This window comes from Pseudoxanthomonas sangjuensis, from assembly GCF_010211755.1.
Classification (GTDB): domain Bacteria; phylum Pseudomonadota; class Gammaproteobacteria; order Xanthomonadales; family Xanthomonadaceae; genus Pseudoxanthomonas_A; species Pseudoxanthomonas_A sangjuensis.
The window spans coordinates 26523-44191 of sequence record NZ_PDWR01000020.1 but is presented as its reverse complement, the minus strand read 5'-3'; the positions used below and the strand labels follow the sequence as shown (position 1 = coordinate 44191).

Genomic DNA, 17669 nt, shown 5'->3' with positions numbered 1-17669 from the left:
AGGCCGGGGCCGCGCCCCGATGCGCCTGCCTCCCTGCATGGCCGGTTTCGTCGCCGCCAGCGGCGTTTCGTCGCAACGGCGCTTCCCCGGCCGCCGGTCGCGACTATGCTTCGCCGCATCTTCCCGCGACGGAACCGCCACCGTGATCCGCAACTGCTTCTTCCTGATTCGCCTGGTCGCTGCCTGGGTCGGCGTGTTCTTCCTGGCCGCGCTGCTGTGGAATGGCCTGCTGTTCCGTGGCGCTGATCCGTGGCCGGTCGTGTTGGCCGGCGCCGCGGTGCTGGTGTTCGTGATCACCGGCGCGTTCTCGCACCTGCGCCGGGTGCGCCTGATCGCCGGCCGCACCGACGGCGGCACCTTGGGCAACCGCCAGCGCCGGCAGATCGAGATTCCGTTCGAGGCCGGCGAAGCCTTCGACCTGCTCGACGCCGCGATCCGCGAGCTGCCGCGCGTCGAGGAGGTGGAAAGCGCGCGCGACAGCCTGCAGATCAAGGCGAAGGTGCGCCGCCCCGATCCCTACGGCCGCAATCCGCTGGGGCGCTGGAATCCGCTGGAATGGTTCGGCGTGCCGCGCAACCAGATCCTGGCCACCGTGACCCCCGGGCACGACAGCGGCAGCGTCACCCTGGTCTGCGAACCCGAGAGCGGGGCGTGGAGCGACTGGTTCCGCGTCGACGACGGCACCAACCTGGAGAACGCCGAGGCCATCGCCCGCGCCGTCACCCGCCGCGTGGCCGAGCGCCGCCGCAACGAGCAGGCCGATGCCCAGCGCACCACGGTGGAAAAGGACCTCACCGTGGCCAAGCTGAGCCTGCTGCACGCGCAGGTGGAGCCGCATTTCCTCTACAACACGCTGGCCAGCGCGCAGTTGCTGACCCGCAGCGACCCGGAACGCGCCGAAACCATGCTCGGCCACCTGATCCAGTACCTGCGCCATTCGCTGCCGCGCACCGACGATGCGTGGTCCACGCTGGGCGAGGAACTCGAGCGCGCCATCGCCTACCTGGAAATCCTGAAGATCCGCATGGGGCCGCGCCTGGCCGTGCAGGTCGACGTGCCCGACGCGCTGCGCGGCACCCCGTTGCCGCCGATGATGCTGCAGACGCTGGTGGAGAACGCGATCAAGCACGGGCTGGAGCCGAAGACCTCGGGCGGCACGGTGTGGATCCGCGCGCGCCGCAGCGACGATGCCGTGGCGGTCACCGTGGCCGACGACGGCGAAGGCTTCAGTGCGGCCAAGCCCGGCGGCACCGGCATCGGCCTGAAGAACGTGCGCGAACGCCTGCAATTGCTCTACGGCGGCGCCGCGGCGCTGGCGGTAGTCGCCAATTTCCCGGCGGGCGTGGCGGCGACGATCTCGGTGCCCGCCGCCCAAGAACCAGCGCGGGACATGGCCCATGGCTAAGGCCGTCATCGCCGAAGACGAAACCTTGCTGCGCGATGCGCTGGTCGATGCGCTGGCGCAGGCGTGGCCGGCATTGGAAATCGCGGCCGAATGCGAGGACGGCGCCAGCGCCCTGGAGGCCATCGCCGAGCACAAGCCGGAAGTCGCCTTCCTCGACATCCGCATGCCCGGGCTGACCGGCCTGGACGTCGCGGCGGCGGCGGCCGAGGCCAGCCCGCGCACGCGCATCGTGTTCACCACCGCGTACGACCAGTACGCCATCGACGCGTTCGAACGCGGCGCGGTGGATTACCTGCTCAAGCCGGTGGCGCCGGAACGCCTGGCCGCCACCGTGGCGCGGCTGCAGGCGCGCGCGGGCGAAGCCGAGGCCGACAGCGCCGCGCTGGCCGAACTGCTGCGCAAACTGGGGCAGGGCATGCCGGCCGGCCGCGGCCAGCCGCCATTGACCTGGATCACCGCCAGCGTGGGCCGCGAGACGCGCCTGATCGGCATCGACGACGTGCTGTACTTCCGCGCCGCGGACAAATACACCACCGTGGTCACCGCCGAAGGCGAGGCCTTGCTGCGCACGCCGATCAAGGACCTGCTGGCCGCGCTCGATCCCACCCATTTCAAGCAGATCCACCGCTCGACCATCGTCAACCTGCGCGCCATCGCCTCGATCGTGCGCGACGACAGCGGCAAGGGCGTCGTGCGGCTCAAGGCGCGCCCGGAAACGCTGGTCGTGAGCCAGCCGTTCATGGCGTTGTTCCGGAACATGTAAGTCGATCCGGCGCGACACCGCTTCGCATCCACGCCGAAACCTTCCGGAGATCCCGCCATGCGTAACGCCATCGCCGTGCCCATCGCCGTGCTTTGCCTGGCGTCCGTGCTGGCCGCCTGCTCGCCCGGCACCCGCACCTTCGTCTATCGCAGCAGCGAGAACGGCGAGTGGCGCGTCGACGCGCGGGTCAGGGTCGCCAACGGCATCGCCGATTTCGAATGCCGGCACAGCGCCAGCGGCCGCTGCCACTACACCCTGTTCGGCGATTGCGATGCCGACGCCGATACCGCCTGCGAAGGCAAGCTGCTGCAGAGCTTCAGCCTGGCGGTGAACGATCACCACCGCTTGGCCGGGTTGCCCGACTTCCGCCTGTGCGTCAACGACCGCGCCGGCCAGCCGCATCCCGTCTGCAATCTGAAGTCGGCGCCCGGGTCATGAACCCGGCAGGCTGGTCGTAACGTAGTGCCGAGCTTGCCCGGCGGCTTTTCTCCCGCGCACGGCCATGCAGGGCTTTACGCAGGGCCAACGGGATCGCGGCGTTGTTGGCGCCGCAGGGGGGGCGCCGCGTCGCAGGGGCGCGGCGTGTGCCATGCCCCTGCGAGATTGTGGCTCACGCCGCCGCGAACGCCGGCCGGGTCAGGTTCTCCGGCGCGCCATCGGTGCACAGCACGTCGTCCTCGATGCGGATGCCGCCGTAGGGGCGGAACGCGTCGACGCGCGACCAGTCGACCTGGTCGGCGACGCCCTTCTCCTTCAGTTCCTCGAGCAGCATGTCGATGAAGTAGATGCCCGGCTCGATCGTCACCACCATGCCCGGTTCCAGCACGCGGGTCATGCGCAGGTACGGGTGGCCTTCCGGGCGCGGGATCTTCCCGCCGCGGTCGCTTTCGGCGAAGCCGGCGACGTCGTGCACCTGCAGGCCGATCGGGTGGCCCAGGCCGTGCGGGAAGAAGGCGAAGCTGACGCCCGATTCCAGCGCCGTCTGCGGCGACACCCTGATCACGCCGAAGTCCTTCAGGATCGCCATCAGCTGCAGGTGCGCGTCGATGTGCAATTGCTTGTAGTCGACCCCGGCGCGGACCGCGGCGCACATCTTCTGCTGGGCGGCATCGACCGCGTCGATCAGCGCCTGGAACTCGCCGCCGGCGTCCTTCGCGTAGGTGCGGGTGATGTCGGCGGCGTAGCCGCACGCGCTGGCGCCGGCGTCGATCAGGAAACTGCGCAGCGGCGACGGCGCGGCGCGGCCCAGGTCGGTGTAATGCAGCACCGCGCCGTGCTCGTTCAACGCGATGATGTTGCCGTAGGGCAGGTCGTTGGCGTCCTGGCCGGCGGCGGCGCAGTAGGCCATGTGGATGTCGAATTCGCTGCGGCCCTCGCGGAACGCGGCCTCGGCGGCGCGGTGGCCGCGCACCGCGGTGCGCTGCGCCTGGCGCATCAGCGCGATCTCGTACGGGGTCTTGTACGAGCGCCGGTATTCCAGGTAGTTGATCGCCGCCTCGGGGTTGTTCGGCGCGTAGTCGCCGAGCGCGCTCTGCGCCTCGCCGACGATCGCGCAGCGCGCGGCCGGCTTCGGCAGCAGGGCGAGGGCGTCCTCCGGCTTGCGGATCACGTGGATGTCGAAGTGTTCGACCCACCAGCCGTTCGGCGCGTCCGGCACCACGTGCCAGTAGTCGCGCGGCTGGTAATAGATCACCTGCGGCTTCCTGCCCGGCGTATGCACCAGCCACGAATACGGCAGCCTGGTCAGCGGCAGCCAGTGCTTGAACTGCGGATTGACCGCGTACGGATAGTCGCGGTCGTCGAACACCTGCCAGTGCTGGGTGCCGCTGGGCACGACCAGGTGGTCGAAGCCGCTGCGCGCCAGCGCTTCGTCGGCGCGGCGCTTGAGTTCGCTCAGGTGGTCGGCGTACAGGGAAGACGGGTCGGTGGCGCTCATCGGATGGCGTGCTGCGTGCGGGAAAGCGCCATTTTGCCGCAAGCGGCGCGGCCGTGGCGTGGACGCGGCGTCAGTGGTTCGCGTCCAGCGTGGCCATCCATGCCCGCAACGCCGCGCGATGCGCGTCGGACAGGGTCACGAAGCGCAGCCCCATCCACACCTGGCCGGGCGTGTTGGCCGGGCCGATCCACTGCAGGTGCGCGCCGGCGTCGACCAGGACGTCGCGGTACTGGCCGTCGCCGAGCCGGAACTGCATCTGGTACAGCGCGTCCTCGACCAGCGGCGCGCCGGCGACCAGCAGCATGCCGGTTTCGGAAATGTTGCCCAGGCGGCCGACGATGTCGCCGGTCATCGCATCGGTCACCATGACCGGCTGCGGCACGTTGCGGCGCAGCGCGCGGCGGGTGTCGTGGTTCACTGGCCCCCTCCGGTGATGCTGCGCAGTGCGCCGAGCGTGGCGCGCCAGGCGCGGTCGATCAGGCGGCCGCGGTCCTCGGTGACCACGCGCACCTGGTCCTGCGCCATCAGCCGCGCCACGCTGTCCAGCGATTGCTCGCCGACCGGCTGGCCGCGCTGGTTGACGAACAGTGCGTGGTCGGTGACCGGGCTGTACCAGGACAGGCGCTGGCGGACGACATCGCCCTGCTGGTTGCGGATGAACTCGAACCAGCTGCCGAACGGCAGCGTGCGCAGGTAGTCGTACAGCTCCTGTTCGCGCGGCGTGCGCGGCGCCTGCACCTTCTTCCTGACCTCGTTCTGTTCGCCCAGCTTGGCGCGGGCCTTCAGCCTGGCGGTCAGTTCGGTGCGCGAGGTGTCGTCGTCGCCGGTGCTGGACAGGCGGCGCGCGATCGCCGCCGCCTCGTCCTCGTGGTAGCCGACCTGGACCAGTTCGCTTTCGACGCGGGCCGCCAGTTCCTCGTCGGCGACCGCATCGGCGCCGCTGGTGATAGCGGCGATGCGCCCGGTCAGGTCCAGCGCTTCCTGCCACTGCGGCGAATCCTCGCCGTTGCGCAGCAGGGCCAGGGTCAGCACGTCGGCCCAGGCCTGCTTCAGCAGGGCCTGCACGAATTTCGGCTGCTGCCGTTCCTTCAGCGCCGCCTCGACGGTCTCGGCGGCACGCAACTTGGCCGTTTCCAGCCGGTCCTTGCCGCGCGCGGCCTCGACGTGGCGGCGCTCGGTGAGCTCGGCCTTGCGCGCCGCCGCCAGGAAGTGGTCCTGCACCTCGCGGTTGGCCTGTTCGAACACCGCCTCGTCGCCGTCGTAGTGGGTGACCACCTTGTCGACGGTCTGGCGTAGCCGCTGCACCAGGTGCGGATCGCCGCCGTCGTCGAGCCACACGGCGCCGGATTCCGCGACCGTGTTCAGCAGTTCGCGCGCCGGGTGCTGCGGGCGCACGAAGAAACCGGTGTCGCGCAGCGCGGCCTGCGCCACCGGCGCCTGCAGCTTGACCAGCATTTCGGCCGCGGGCGCGTCGCGCCGGACCTCGCGCTCGATCTCGCTGTAGAGCATGTCGAGCAGCTCGAAGGTGTCGGCGTCCTGCTGGGTCAGCGTGGCGCCGGCACCGAAGCGCGAGCGGGCCTGGGCGAGCAGGTGGTCGCGCAGGTCCTGCAGGGTGCGGTGCGGGATGCCGTCGGCCAGCCGTACCGGCTGCGCCTGCAGCGCCCGCAGCGCGGAAAGCACGTCGCCGGTGGGCACCGGCGTGCCGCCGGCCGCAGGCGAAGCGGCCGCGGGATTGGTCGCGGCGGTCCGCGCCCGGCGGCCCGACAGCAATTGCTGCAGGCCGGCGAAAGCCTCGGCGTCGCCCGCTGCCGGGGCGTTGCCTTCCGGTGCGGCCCGGCTGGCGATCGCCGTCATCAGCGTGTTCCACGCCGACGGCGACAGCCCGCTCCAGTCGGTCATCGGCCGCTCGCGACGCGCGTACGCAGCCGAGCTGCCTTCCCGCGGCTTCGTTTCCGGCGGCAGGGTCGCGCGCTCGGTGCGGGTACGCGGCGGCAGGAAGATCAGGCCGGGCAGCACGCCTTCGCCGGCCAGCAGCCCGTTCAGCACGCCCAGCCAGCCGTCGTATTCGGCCAGCGCGCGCTGTTCGAACGCCCGGTACAGCAGCAGCTGCGACTCCAGGTCGATCCGCAGCAACGGGGCGGCGTCGTGCAGGGCGCTGCACAGCGACTGCGGCCCGCCGGGGATGCGCGAAACGTCGAAGGCCGGCGAACCGGCCAGCACGCCGAAGCGCTGGCCAAGCAGGTACAGCGCCGTGTGCGAGCGGGTTTCGTGGCGGCGCACGATGTCGCGCAGCGCGACTTCCCGATCCATCACGTCGTCTTCGACCAGGCTCAAGTCGCGGTATTCGTAGCTGCCCGCGCCGGGACCGTCGGACGCGGGCTGGGGCAGGCGGATCGAGGCCAGCTGCGCCTCCAGGATCGACAGCAGCTGCGGCAGCAGGTCGCTGCGGTGCCGGCGCAGGGTGTGCAGGTTGGCCAGCTGTTCGGTCTGCGCTTCGTTGCTGTGCGCGGCCTCGGCGCGGTGGAACATCTGCTGTTCCAGTTCGAGCAGGGTGTTATTGACCCGGGCGGTCAGTTCGCCGGTCAGGTTGGACAGGTAGATGTCCAGGATGCGGTGTACCCGCACGGGCAGCCTGGCCGCGGCAAGGGTTGCCGGCGACGGGACCGGGACAGGCGGCTTGGCTGGAGACATCAAGATCGAAGAAGTGTGACGGCGGTTTCCCCGCGACATATGTATCACATTCCCGGAGGGGCCGCCGGTCGAGACGGCATCGGGGCTTAGCCTTCCAGAAACAGCGTGATGATGTCGTTGGCGAAGCGCCGGCCCAGCTCGGTCGGGACGAAGCGTTCGCCGGACGGCGTGTCGACGCGCTCCAGCCAGCCATTGCGGACGGCCCGGCCCAGCCCATCGGCGATTTCCGCCCCGGTCAGCCCGGTCGCGGCCTCGAAACCGGCCACGGCGAAGCCTTCGCGCAGGCGCAGCGCATTCAGCATGAACTCGAACGGCCGTCGCGCCGGCTCGATGCGCTCGTCGCCGCCGATGGCCTGCGCGGTGCCGGCCGCGGCGAGGTAGGCGGTGGGGTGCTTCAGCTTCCAGCGGCGCAGGATCGCCTGCTCGCTGCCCAGGGTGATCTTGCCGTGCGCGCCGGCGCCGATGCCCAGGTAGTCGCCGAAGCGCCAGTAGTTCAGGTTGTGCGCGCATTGCCGGCCGGGCCGGGCGTAGGCGCTGGTTTCGTACTGCGCGTAACCGGCGCCGTCGAGCAGCGCCTGGCAGCGTTCCTGCATGTCCCAGGCCGTGTCGTCGTCGGGAATGCCCTGCGGCGGCCGGGCGAAGAACACCGTGTTCGGCTCCAGCGTCAGCTGGTAGTGCGAGACGTGCGCGGGTTGCAGGGCGAAGGCGCGTTGCAGGTCGTGCTCCGCCATTTCCGGCGTCTGCTGCGGCAGTGCGTACATCAGGTCGAGGTTGAGGTTGTCCAGGCCGGCGTCCTGCGCCAGCTTCACCGCGGCTTCGGCCTCGCGGCCGTCGTGGATGCGGCCGAGCCGTTGCAGGCAACCGTCGTCGAAGCTCTGGATGCCGAAGCTGATGCGGTTGACGCCGGCCTTGCGGTATTCCCCGAACCTGCCGTGCTCGGCCGTGCCGGGGTTGGTTTCCAGCGTGATCTCGCAACCCGGCGCGAAGCGCAGCCGGCTGCTGGCCTGCTGCAGGAAGCGGTCGATCCTGTCCGGCGGGAACAGGCTCGGCGTGCCGCCGCCGAAGAACACCGTCTGCACGGTACGGCCCCAGACCAGCGGCAGGTCGAAGTCGAGGTCGCGCAGCAGCGCGTCGACGTAGTCGTCGAACGGCAGCTCGCCCTTGCCCTGGTGCGAGTTGAAGTCGCAGTACGGGCATTTGCGCACGCACCACGGCATGTGCACGTACAGCGACAGGGGCGGCGGGATCAGCATCGTGCTCAGGCCGTGGCGAAACGGCCGACCAGGCGTTCGGACACGGTGAATGCTTCGCCCAGCGCGTCGATGGCGGCGTAGTCCGGCTTCGCCGAGGCGAGGAAGTCGTCGTAGGCGGCCTGCGAGGTCCAACGGTCGATGGTGAGGAACCGGGTCGGGTTGCCGGCATCCCGCAGCAATTCGGTATCGAGGTAACCGGCGTGTTTGCGGAACAGCGCCGCCCATTCGCCGTCGCCGCCGTACAGCGCGACGAACTCGGCAATGCATTCTTCCCGCACTTCGAATTCCCAGACCGCGACGAACATGCGCATCAGCCCCGGGCGACGAACCGGCGCCGCAATTCCGCCAGCGCCTTGCCGCGGTGGCTCAGCGCGTTCTTCAGCTCCGCCGGCATTTCCGCCGCCGACCGGCCGCGTTCGACATCGAGGAACACCGGGTCGTAGCCGTGGCCGCCGGTGCCGCGGCGTTCGCGCAGGATGCGCCCGCGCCATTCGCCCTCGGCGATCAGCGGCTGCGGGTCGTTGGCGTGGCGCACCAGCACCAGCACGCAGTAGAAGTGCGCGGCGCGATCCTCGTCGGCCACGTCGCGCAGTTCGTGCAGCAACTTGTCGATGTTGGCGTCGGCGTCGCCGTGCGCGCCGCTGTAGCGCGCCGAATGCAGCCCGGGCGCGCCGCCGAGCGCATCGACGCACAGCCCGGAGTCGTCGGCCAGCGCCGGCAGGCCGGTCAGCGCCGAGGCATGGCGCGCCTTCAGCAACGCGTTCTCGACGAAGGTCGCCGCGGATTCGTCGGCGTCGCCCACGCCGAGGTCCGATTGCGCGACCAGTTCGACGCCGGCGTCGGCGAGCAGGTGGCGCAATTCCTCCAGTTTGCCGCGGTTGGAAGAGGCAAGGACGAGTTTCATCGGCGCCGGATTCATGCCTTCGGTTCCAGCAGGTCCCACTTGTTGCCGTAGCGGTCGCGGAACACGGCGACGATGCCGTAGCCTTCCTCGCGCGGGGCCTCGAGGAATTCGACGCCGCGTCCGCGCATCGCCGCGTAGTCGCGCCGGAAGTCGTCGGTATGCAGGAAGAACGCCACGCGGCCGCCGGCCTGATCGCCAATCCGCGCGCGCTGCGCGTCGCCGTCGGCGCGGGCCAGCAGCAGCGCGGTTTCGGCGCCGCGCGGGGCGACGCGCACCCAGCGCTTGCCGCCGCCGAGGTCGCTGTCCTCGAGCAGTTCGAAACCCAGGTCGCCGGTGTAGTGGGCGATGGCGCGGTCGTAGTCGTCCACGACCAGGGCGACGAGGGCGATGCGCCGCTTCACCGCTCTCCCGCCAGCGCGGCCTGCTGCGCGGCGAACAGTTCGCCGATGCCCTTCTCGCCCAGCGCCAGCAGCGCATCGAGCTCGTCGCGGCGGAAGGCATGGCCTTCGGCGGTGCCCTGCAGTTCGATGAAGCCGCCGCCGTCGTTCATCACCAGGTTCATGTCGGTGTCGCAGTCGCTGTCCTCGGCGTAGTCCAGGTCGAGCACCGGCACGCCGCGGTAGACGCCGACCGAGACCCCGGCGACCGCGCCGAGGATCGGGTCCTTCTTTATCTCGCCCTGCCGTTTCAGCCAGTTCACCGCGTCGACCAGCGCCACGTAGGCGCCGGTGATCGCCGCGGTGCGGGTGCCGCCGTCGGCCTGCAGCACGTCGCAGTCGAGGGTGATGGTGCGCTCGCCCAGCGCCGCGCGGTCGACGCAGGCGCGCAGCGAGCGTCCGATCAGGCGCTGGATCTCCAGGGTGCGGCCGCCCTGCTTGCCGCGCGCCGCCTCGCGGTCGCCGCGGGTGTGGGTCGCGCGCGGCAGCATGCCGTACTCGGCGGTCACCCAACCCTCGCCCTTGCCGCGCAGGAACGCCGGCGCCTTGTTCTCGACGCTGGCGGTGCACAGCACGCGGGTGTCGCCGAAACTCACCAGCACCGAGCCCTCGGCGTGACGGGTGTAGCCGCGCTGGATCGCGACCGGGCGGAGCTGGTCGGGCGCGCGGCCGCTGGGGCGGGCGAAGTTCATGCGGAAATCCGTGGCAAAGGGCGGCATAGGTTACCATTCGCGCTCTTTCGGACCGGCCGTTCCCATGATTCGCAGCATGACCGCCTACGCCACCGTCGAGCGCGCCACCGCGGGCGGCACGCTGGTCGGCGAACTGCGCGCGGTCAACCACCGCTTCCTCGAGCTGGGGCTGCGCCTGCCGGACGAATTGCGCGCGCTGGAACCGGCGCTGCGCGAGCGGATCGCCGCGCGGATCAGCCGCGGCAAGCTGGACTTCGCGATGCGCCTGCGCGCGCCGGAAGGCGCTGGTGCATTGCAGTTGAACCCGTCCGTGGTCGCGCAGCTGTCGGAACTGGCGCTGGACCTGGACGCGCGCTTCCCGAAGCTGCGCACCGAGCTGACCGAACTGCTGCAGTTCCCCGGCGTGCTGCAGAACACCGCGATCGACGCGGCGGCGTTGCAGGCCGAGGCGATGGCCCTGCTCGACGCGCTGCTCGACCAGTTCGTCGCCGCCCGCGAACGCGAGGGGGGCAAGCTCGCCGCGGTGATCGGCGAGCGCGTCGATGCGATCGCCGCGCGTTCGGCCGAGGCGCGCGCGCTGATCCCGCTGATCCGCGCCGGCCAGCGGCAGAAGCTGGAAACGCGGCTGGCCGAACTGTCGCAGCCGGCCGATCCGGGCCGGCTGGAGCAGGAACTGGTGCTGTGGCTGCAGAAGCTGGACGTGGACGAGGAGCTCGACCGCCTCGACAGCCACGTCAAGGAGATCCGCCGCGTGCTCGGCCAGCGCGAGCCGGTCGGCCGCCGCCTCGACTTCCTGCTGCAGGAGTTCAACCGCGAGGCCAACACCTTCGGCTCCAAGTCGGTCGACGTGCGTACCACCAACATCGCGGTCGAGCTGAAGGTGCTGATCGACCAGATCCGCGAGCAGGCGCAGAATATCGAGTGAAGAGCAGAGAGGAGCGAGAAGTGAGAAAAACCCCGGCCATCGCGGTTGCCACCGCCCGCTCCTCGCTTCCCCGCGCTCGTTCCTGACTTATGCGCGGAACCCTGTACATCGTCGCGGCGCCGTCCGGCGCCGGCAAGTCGAGCATCGTCAACGCGGTGCTGGCGCGCGACCCGCAGATCGCCCTGTCGATCTCGTTCACCTCGCGCGCGCCGCGCCCGGGCGAGCGCCACGCGCAGCACTACCACTTCGTCAGCGCGGAAGAGTTCCAGCGCATGATCGATGCCGGCGATTTCTTCGAGCATGCGCGGGTGCATGGCGACTGGAAGGGCACGGCGAAGCAGTCGGTCGAGCCGCAGCTGGCCGCCGGCAAGGACGTGCTGCTGGAAATCGACTGGCAGGGCGCGCAGCAGGTCAAGGCCAAGGTGCCGGACGCGGTCAGCGTGTTCATCCTGCCGCCGTCGCGCGCGGCGCTGGAGGAGCGCATGCGCAAGCGCGGCCAGGACAGCGAGGAAACCATCCGGCGCCGGCTCGCCGCCGCGCGCGAGGAGATGAGCCACTACGCCGAGTTCGACTACGTGATCGTCAACGAGGTGTTCGCGACCGCGGTGGACGAGATGTGCGCGATCTTCGTCGCCAGCCGCCTGCGCCGCGAGGCCCAACAGGCCCGGCACGGGGCACTGATTTCGACCCTGCTGGGCGGCTGATGGCGCCGGAATCCAGCCTAACCGGCTGATTTTCAAGGAAATGCTTGCAAGGAAGGGCGGCTTCCCCTAGAATCCCGGCCCCTTTCCCCATTTCGTTCGCGCGGCCGGCCGGCCGCCGGGAGCCCGCATGGCCCGCATCACCGTAGAAGATTGCCTGGAAGTCGTCGACAACCGTTTCGAGCTGGTCATGATGGCCGCCAAGCGCGCCCGCCAGCTGGCCAACGGCGTGGAATCGACCATCGACAACAGCGAAGACGCCGACAAGCCGACCGTGCTGGCGCTGCGCGAGATCGCCGCGCGCAGCATCGACAACGAATTGATCGACCGGGTCGAGAAGGCCGAGCGCGAGCGCAAGGAACGCGAGGCGCTGGAATGGGCCGCCGCCGAAGTGGTGGCCGACGACGACCTGTCGAAGGGCGACGACTGAGTTCCAGCCCGCTGCCAAGCCTCCTGCAACGGCCCGCCATGTGCGGGCCGTTCGTTTTCGGGCGCCGGCAATGCGGCATCGATCCGGCCTTTCGCCTGCATTCAGCGGCCGAATTTGCCGGATCCAGGCGGCAGGAATACTCTTCGGGGATGAACCCCGGCAATCCCGTCAAGACGGTGCGCAGCCGCGTCTCGTCCCCGGCGGACGAGGCGCCGGATTACGTGCTCAAGTTCGAACAGCTGGCGTCCTACCTGCCCAAGGACCAGCTGCCGCTGCTGCGCCGCGCCTGGGAAGTGGGCGCCGCCGCGCACGAGGGGCAGGTGCGCAAGTCGGGCGAGCCGTACATCACCCATCCGGTGGCGGTGGCCGGGGTGCTGGCCGAGCTGCGCATGGACGCCGAAACCCTGATCGCGGCGATCCTGCACGACACCATCGAGGACACGCCGCTGACCCGCGACGGCATCGCCGCCGAATTCGGCGAGTCGGTCGCGGAGCTGGTCGACGGCGTCACCAAGCTGGACAAGCTGAAGTTCCGCGACCGCCAGGAGGCGGCGGCGGAGAGCTTCCGCAAGATGCTGCTGGCGATGTCGCGCGACCTGCGCGTGATCATGATCAAGCTGGCCGACCGCCTGCACAACATGCGCACGCTCGGCGCGCAGGGCCCCGAGGCGCGCAAGCGCATCGCCCGCGAGACGCTGGACATCTACGCGCCGATCGCCCAGCGCCTGGGCATGAGCCTGGTCAAGTCGGAACTGCAGGACCTGAGCTTCCGCGCGATGTACCCGTGGCGGCACGCGGTGATCGACAAGCACATCCGCAGCCAGCCGGTGATGCGCCGCGAGTCGATGGACCAGATCGAGGGGCTCCTGTCGAAGCGGCTGCACAAGGAAGGCATCAAGCACCGCCTGGTCAGCCGGGTGAAGACGCCGTGGAGCATCTACAACAAGATGCGCGCGGAGGGCAAAAGCTTCGACCAGGTGATGGACGTGTTCGGCTTCCGCGTGGTGGTGAAGACGGTGCCGGAGTGCTACCACGCGCTGGGCGCGGTGCACGCGCAGTACAAGCCGCTGGACGGGCGCTTCCGCGACTTCATCGCGATCCCGAAGGCCAATGGCTACCAGTCGCTGCACACGGTGCTGTTCGGCCCGTACGGCTCGCCGATCGAGGTGCAGATCCGCACCGAGGAGATGGACCTGGTCGCCGAACGCGGCGTCGCCGCGCACTGGAGCTATAAGTTCGGCAACGAGGCGCCGAACAGCGCGCAGAGCCGCGCGCACGCGTGGATCGTCGACCTGATCGAGAGCCAGCGCGCCGCCGGCTCGTCGCTGGAGTTCCTCGACAACGTCAAGGTCGACCTGTTCCCGGACGAGGTCTACCTGTTCACGCCGAAGGGCAAGATCCTGTCGTTGCCGCGCAATTCCACCGCGCTCGACTTCGCCTATGCGGTGCACACCGACGTCGGCAACCAGGCGGTGGCTTCGCGCGTGGACCGCAAGCTGGTGCCGCTGCGCACCAGGCTGGCCAGCGGCCAGACCGTCGAGATCATCACCGCGAAGTCGGCGGCGCCGAAACCGCAGTGGCTGGAATTCGTGGTCACCAGCAAGGCGCGCACCGCGATCCGCCACCAGCTCAAGCAGCTGGAGCACGAGGACGCGGTGCAGCTGGGGCACCGCATGCTCGACAACGCGCTGGAGCAGCTCGACAGCTCGCTGGAGCGCCTGCCGCAGCAACGCCTCGAAGCCTTCCTCGCCGAACACCGCTATCCGCGCCTGGAGGCCTTCCTCGCCGACGTGGCGTTGGGCAACTGGATGCCGATGCAGGCGGCGCAGGCGCTGACCGCGTTCGCGGAACTGCGCGGGGGCGGGCATTCGAAGCACGTGCAGGAGAAGATCCTGATCACCGGCAGCGAGCGCGGCGTGGTCAGCTTCGCCAATTGCTGCCAGCCGATCCCGGGCGACGAGATCATGGGTTACCACACCGCCGGCAAGGGCATCGTGGTGCACCGGATGGATTGCCCGAACGTGGTCGAGTTCCGCAAGTCGCCGGAACGCTGGGTGCCCATCGGCTGGGATTCGAAGGTGACCGGCGATTTCGACGCGTCGCTGCTGGTCGACGTGGAGAACCGCACCGGCGTGCTGGCGCAGGTCGCGGCGGCGATGGCGCAGGGGCAATCGAACATCGACCGCGTCGAATACCTGGAGCGCGACTACAACGCCGCGGTGCTGCGCTTCCAGATCCAGGTGCGCGACCGCAACCACCTGGCCGAGATCATGCGGCGGCTGCGGCGGTTGAGCGTGGTGCAGGGCGTGCGGCGGCAGTGATAGCCGATGCACTCGAGCCGGGGGCATAAATGATCGGATTTCTTATCCTGCTTACAGCAGTGTTGAATGCTGTTTACCTGACATCGTTTTATCTATTGATGTCTGCGCTGCAGAGGTATGCGCCCGTCTATTGGGACGAAATTGGCCGTCCGAAAAGTTTCTCGGGGAGGGATATCTCCAGCATGCTGAATAACCTGTACTCGAGTCGATTGCAGGTGGCCACTGGTGAGAAGGCGAGAACTCTCGTGATGGTGGTAAGGGCATTGTTGCCGCTGAGTTTCGTGATTTCCGGTTTGACGATTTGGCTGGTTGCTGAGGCTCTCGACTCGGTCAATTGACTAATGGGGTCACGAGTCGAGGCGGACCCGCCCTATAATTCGTCGCAATCGCCGACAATCGGAACCGCCATGACCAAGCAGATCATCAACACCAGCAACGCCCCCGCCGCCATCGGCCCGTACTCGCAGGCCGTGAAGGTCGGCAACACCGTCTATTTCTCCGGGCAGATCCCGCTGGACCCCGCGACCGGCAACGTCGTCGAAGGCGGCATCGAGGCGCAGGCGCGCCGCGCGTTCGACAACCTCAAGGCGGTGGCCGAGGCCGCCGGCGGCTCGCTGGACAGGATCGTCCGCGTCGGCCTGTTCCTGACCGACCTGTCCGAATTCGCCGCGGTCAACGCGGTGATGCAGGAGTACTTCAAGGCGCCGTACCCGGCGCGTTCCACCGTGCAGGTCGCCGCGCTGCCGAAGGGTGTCGGCTTCGAAGTCGAAGCGACCATGGTGCTCGACTGACGGCCGGCATCACGCCGGGTCGGCGTCGGCGCGTACTTCGCTCGGAGTTTGCCCGGTCCAGCGCTTGAACGCGCGACGGAATTCGCGTGCGTCGTTGAAGCCGATGTGGCTGCCGACATGGGCGATGCTCAGTCGCGGATCGCGCAGGAGTTCCATCGCGCATTCGGTGCGGATGCTGTCGTGCAGGGCGCTGAAGGTGGCGCCGTCGGCGGCCAGGTGGCGACGCAGCGTGCGTTCGCTCAGGTGCATGCTGCTGGCGACCCTGGACAGGGTCGGGTTCTCGGCCAGGTGCCGGCGCAGGTAGCGCTCCACCGCCGCGGCGACTTCGCTCTGCTCCTGCATGTCCAGCATCAGCTGCCTGTGGCAAAGCTCCTGCACCTGGCGCGCGGTGACCGGGTTGTAGGTCGGGAAAGTCAGCGACATCAGCGCATCGTCCACCACCAGCGCATTGCGCGGCTGGTCGAAGCGGACCTCGCAACCGAACGATGCGACGTATTCGTCGGCGTAGGCGGGGGCCGGGTAGGCCAATTCCACCCGCAGCGGCGCGAAGCAGGAGCCGGCCAGGTCGCGCGCGACCATCAGGCAACTGGCGAACATTTCCTCGCACAGGAACGGCAATAGCTCCGGCGCGGGCACGGGCAGGTGCGCCCGCATCGCGATTTCGCCGTCGCGGCCGGCATCGATGTCCAGGTCGAGCAGCGCGCCGGTGGTGCGCTGGAAGGTCATGCCCAGCGCGATCGCTTCGCTGAAGCCGGATGCCGTCTTCATCGCCAGTCCGAGCAGGCCGAAATTGCCGAGGTTCTGCCGGCGGCCCACGACCAGGCCCAGATCGGGCCGGCCCAGCGCCCGTTGCGCGCGGGCGATGAATTCGAATGCCTGCCGATAGGACACGCGGGTGTGCGGATCGCTGATTTCCTCCGGCTCCAGGCGCAGGCCGCGGAACCACGGCGCGGGGTCGGTGCGTTGCTCGCGCGCCAGCTGCACCAGATGGCACAGGATGTTGGTCGGCAGGTTGGCCACCGACCAGCGCGCATCGCCTGTCGCGGTACAGCGTTGCAGCATCCAGATTCCGCCTTTGTCCGTTTTGCCCCCCTTAATATGCCACTGCCGCCCTCTCCTGCCATGCTGCAGGCGCACCAGACTTCGGCATGGCTCCACGCCGCGCGCGCTTCGCGCGGGGCGTCGAACCGCCAACAGGAGGAATGCATGCGTTTGCGCACACCCATCGCTCTGCTGGTCCTGGCCTGCGCCGGCTGCGGCAAGCAACCGGCTCCCGCGGCCGCGACGACGGAAGGCGGCGCCGACGTGGTCGCCGGCCTGCTGCAGAAACTGCTGGACGCCAAGCCGGGCGACGTGATCGAGATACCGGAAGGCAAGTTCTCCGTCGACCGCGGCCTGGTCCTGCGCGCCAGCGGCGTCACCATCCGCGGCGCCGGCATGGACAAGAGCGTGCTCAGCTTCAAGGGGCAGAAGGCCGGCGCCGAGGGCTTGCTGGTCAACGGCGACGATTTCGCCATCGAGGACCTGACCATCGAGGACTCGAAGGGCGACGGGCTGAAGATCAGCGAATCGCAGAACATCACCATCCGCAACGTCAAGGTGCAATGGACGGGCGGGCCCAGCACCGAGAACGGCGCCTACGGCCTGTATCCGGTGCTGACGAAGAACGTGCTGATCGAGAATGCGGTGGCGATCGGCGCCTCCGACGCCGGCATCTACGTCGGCCAGTCCGACGGCATCATCGTGCGCAACAGCCGCGCCGAGCGGAACGTGGCCGGCATCGAAATTGAGAACAGCCGCAACGCCGACGTGTACGGCAACGTCGCCACGGGCAACACCGGCGGCATCCTCGTGTTCAACATGCCGGCGCTTTCGCAGCAGGGCGGCAACGTGCGGGTGTTCGACAACAAGGTCGTCGCCAACAACCACGAGAACTTCGGCGCCAAGGGCACGCCGGTGTCCAGCGTGCCGGCCGGTTCCGGCATCGTGATCAATTCCAACGACGACATCGAGATTTTCGGCAACGAGGTGGCCGACAACGCCACCGCCAACTTCATCATCTCCAGCGTGTATTCCACCGGGTACAAGGACCAGAGCATGAACGCGCAGTTCGATCCCTACCCGGAGCGGATCTACGTGCACGACAACAAGGTCTCGGGTGGCGGCGACTCGCCGGACGGCCTCGACCTGAAGGCGCTGAAGCTGGCCGTTTACGGCCTGCGCGGGCGCTTCCCCGACGTGCTGTGGGACGGTTATCGCAACGACAAGCTCGCCGGCGGTCCGCAGATCTGCCTGCGCGGCGTCAACGGCATCATCGACGCCGACGGTCCCGGGGGCTACAAGCACCCGAAGAAGGACCTCAAGCCGTTCGATTGCGAACTGCCGCCGCTGTCGGCGGTCGACCTGAAGCGGGGTTGAGC

18 protein-coding genes and 1 pseudogene are annotated in these 17669 nt (G+C 69.1%); 10 read left to right on the top strand and 9 right to left on the bottom strand.

Going from position 1 to position 17669, the window contains the following annotated elements; translation table 11 throughout:
* Positions 1-142 precede the first annotated feature (142 nt).
* The 3 genes from CSC71_RS11210 to CSC71_RS11200 are packed head-to-tail and all read left to right on the top strand — an operon-like array spanning position 143 to position 2606.
* Positions 143-1405 carry a histidine kinase gene (locus CSC71_RS11210; protein WP_425501950.1) on the top strand — a complete coding sequence of 421 codons (1263 nt, stop codon included), beginning with the start codon at positions 143-145 and terminating at the stop codon, positions 1403-1405.
* Positions 1398-2168 carry a LytR/AlgR family response regulator transcription factor gene (locus CSC71_RS11205; RefSeq protein WP_162374464.1) on the top strand — a complete coding sequence of 257 codons (771 nt, stop codon included), beginning with the start codon at positions 1398-1400 and terminating at the stop codon, positions 2166-2168. Before CSC71_RS11210 ends, CSC71_RS11205 begins: the two co-directional genes overlap by 8 nt.
* A gap of 57 nt (positions 2169-2225) precedes the next feature.
* The gene (locus tag CSC71_RS11200; RefSeq protein ID WP_162374463.1) at positions 2226-2606 is read left to right on the top strand and encodes a hypothetical protein; all 381 of its coding nucleotides are present in this window, start codon (positions 2226-2228) and stop codon (positions 2604-2606) included.
* Positions 2607-2778: 172 nt separating this feature from the next.
* Here CSC71_RS11200 and pepQ read toward each other — a convergent pair whose 3' ends face one another.
* The 8 genes and pseudogenes from pepQ to rph form a co-directional block, all read right to left on the bottom strand.
* Positions 2779-4104: a Xaa-Pro dipeptidase gene (gene pepQ, locus CSC71_RS11195; protein WP_162374462.1), complete on the bottom strand. Its 1326-nt coding sequence runs from the start codon at positions 4102-4104 to the stop codon at positions 2779-2781.
* A gap of 70 nt (positions 4105-4174) precedes the next feature.
* Complete coding sequence (locus tag CSC71_RS11190; RefSeq protein ID WP_162374461.1) at positions 4175-4522, bottom strand: PilZ domain-containing protein; 348 nt, start codon at positions 4520-4522, stop codon at positions 4175-4177.
* A pseudogene (locus CSC71_RS11185) lies at positions 4519-6720 on the bottom strand (DUF1631 domain-containing protein); the annotation flags it as partial. The pseudogene CSC71_RS11185 and the gene CSC71_RS11190, both read right to left, overlap by 4 nt.
* A gap of 161 nt (positions 6721-6881) precedes the next feature.
* Positions 6882-8048: a radical SAM family heme chaperone HemW gene (hemW, locus tag CSC71_RS11180; RefSeq protein ID WP_162374459.1), complete on the bottom strand. Its 1167-nt coding sequence runs from the start codon at positions 8046-8048 to the stop codon at positions 6882-6884.
* A gap of 5 nt (positions 8049-8053) precedes the next feature.
* Entirely contained in the window at positions 8054-8353 is a 300-nt protein-coding gene (locus CSC71_RS11175; RefSeq protein WP_162374458.1) for a putative quinol monooxygenase, read from the bottom strand.
* Positions 8354-8358: 5 nt separating this feature from the next.
* Entirely contained in the window at positions 8359-8952 is a 594-nt protein-coding gene (gene rdgB / locus CSC71_RS11170) for an RdgB/HAM1 family non-canonical purine NTP pyrophosphatase (RefSeq protein WP_162374457.1), read from the bottom strand.
* Between the two features lie 11 nt (positions 8953-8963).
* Positions 8964-9353, bottom strand: coding sequence for a VOC family protein (locus tag CSC71_RS11165; RefSeq protein ID WP_162374456.1), 390 nt, complete (start codon positions 9351-9353; stop codon positions 8964-8966).
* Positions 9350-10081: a ribonuclease PH gene (rph, locus tag CSC71_RS11160; protein ID WP_162374455.1), complete on the bottom strand. Its 732-nt coding sequence runs from the start codon at positions 10079-10081 to the stop codon at positions 9350-9352. The genes CSC71_RS11165 and rph overlap by 4 nt, the downstream gene beginning before the upstream one ends.
* A gap of 64 nt (positions 10082-10145) precedes the next feature.
* Between rph and CSC71_RS11155 the strand changes: the two genes are divergently transcribed.
* The 6 genes from CSC71_RS11155 to CSC71_RS11130 all read left to right on the top strand — a co-directional run bounded on the left by CSC71_RS11155 (position 10146) and on the right by CSC71_RS11130 (position 15249).
* Positions 10146-11006 (top strand): YicC/YloC family endoribonuclease, encoded by an 861-nt coding sequence (locus CSC71_RS11155; RefSeq protein WP_162374454.1) that lies wholly within the window; start codon positions 10146-10148, stop codon positions 11004-11006.
* An 89-nt stretch (positions 11007-11095) separates the two neighbouring features.
* On the top strand, positions 11096-11710 hold the full coding sequence (gene gmk, locus CSC71_RS11150; RefSeq protein ID WP_162374453.1) for a guanylate kinase: 615 nt from the start codon (positions 11096-11098) through the stop codon (positions 11708-11710).
* A gap of 127 nt (positions 11711-11837) precedes the next feature.
* Positions 11838-12137 carry a DNA-directed RNA polymerase subunit omega gene (rpoZ, locus tag CSC71_RS11145; protein WP_162374452.1) on the top strand — a complete coding sequence of 100 codons (300 nt, stop codon included), beginning with the start codon at positions 11838-11840 and terminating at the stop codon, positions 12135-12137.
* A gap of 149 nt (positions 12138-12286) precedes the next feature.
* Positions 12287-14458: a RelA/SpoT family protein gene (locus tag CSC71_RS11140; protein ID WP_162374451.1), complete on the top strand. Its 2172-nt coding sequence runs from the start codon at positions 12287-12289 to the stop codon at positions 14456-14458.
* Between the two features lie 29 nt (positions 14459-14487).
* The gene (locus tag CSC71_RS11135; RefSeq protein ID WP_162374450.1) at positions 14488-14796 is read left to right on the top strand and encodes a hypothetical protein; all 309 of its coding nucleotides are present in this window, start codon (positions 14488-14490) and stop codon (positions 14794-14796) included.
* Between the two features lie 69 nt (positions 14797-14865).
* Complete coding sequence (locus CSC71_RS11130) at positions 14866-15249, top strand: RidA family protein (RefSeq protein WP_162374449.1); 384 nt, start codon at positions 14866-14868, stop codon at positions 15247-15249.
* 9 nt (positions 15250-15258) lie between these two features.
* Here CSC71_RS11130 and CSC71_RS11125 read toward each other — a convergent pair whose 3' ends face one another.
* A complete protein-coding gene (locus CSC71_RS11125; RefSeq protein ID WP_162374448.1) occupies positions 15259-16311 on the bottom strand; it encodes an AraC family transcriptional regulator in 1053 nt (350 codons plus the stop codon).
* A 144-nt stretch (positions 16312-16455) separates the two neighbouring features.
* Between CSC71_RS11125 and CSC71_RS11120 the strand changes: the two genes are divergently transcribed.
* On the top strand, positions 16456-17667 hold the full coding sequence (locus CSC71_RS11120; protein WP_162374447.1) for a parallel beta-helix domain-containing protein: 1212 nt from the start codon (positions 16456-16458) through the stop codon (positions 17665-17667).
* Positions 17668-17669 lie beyond the last annotated feature (2 nt).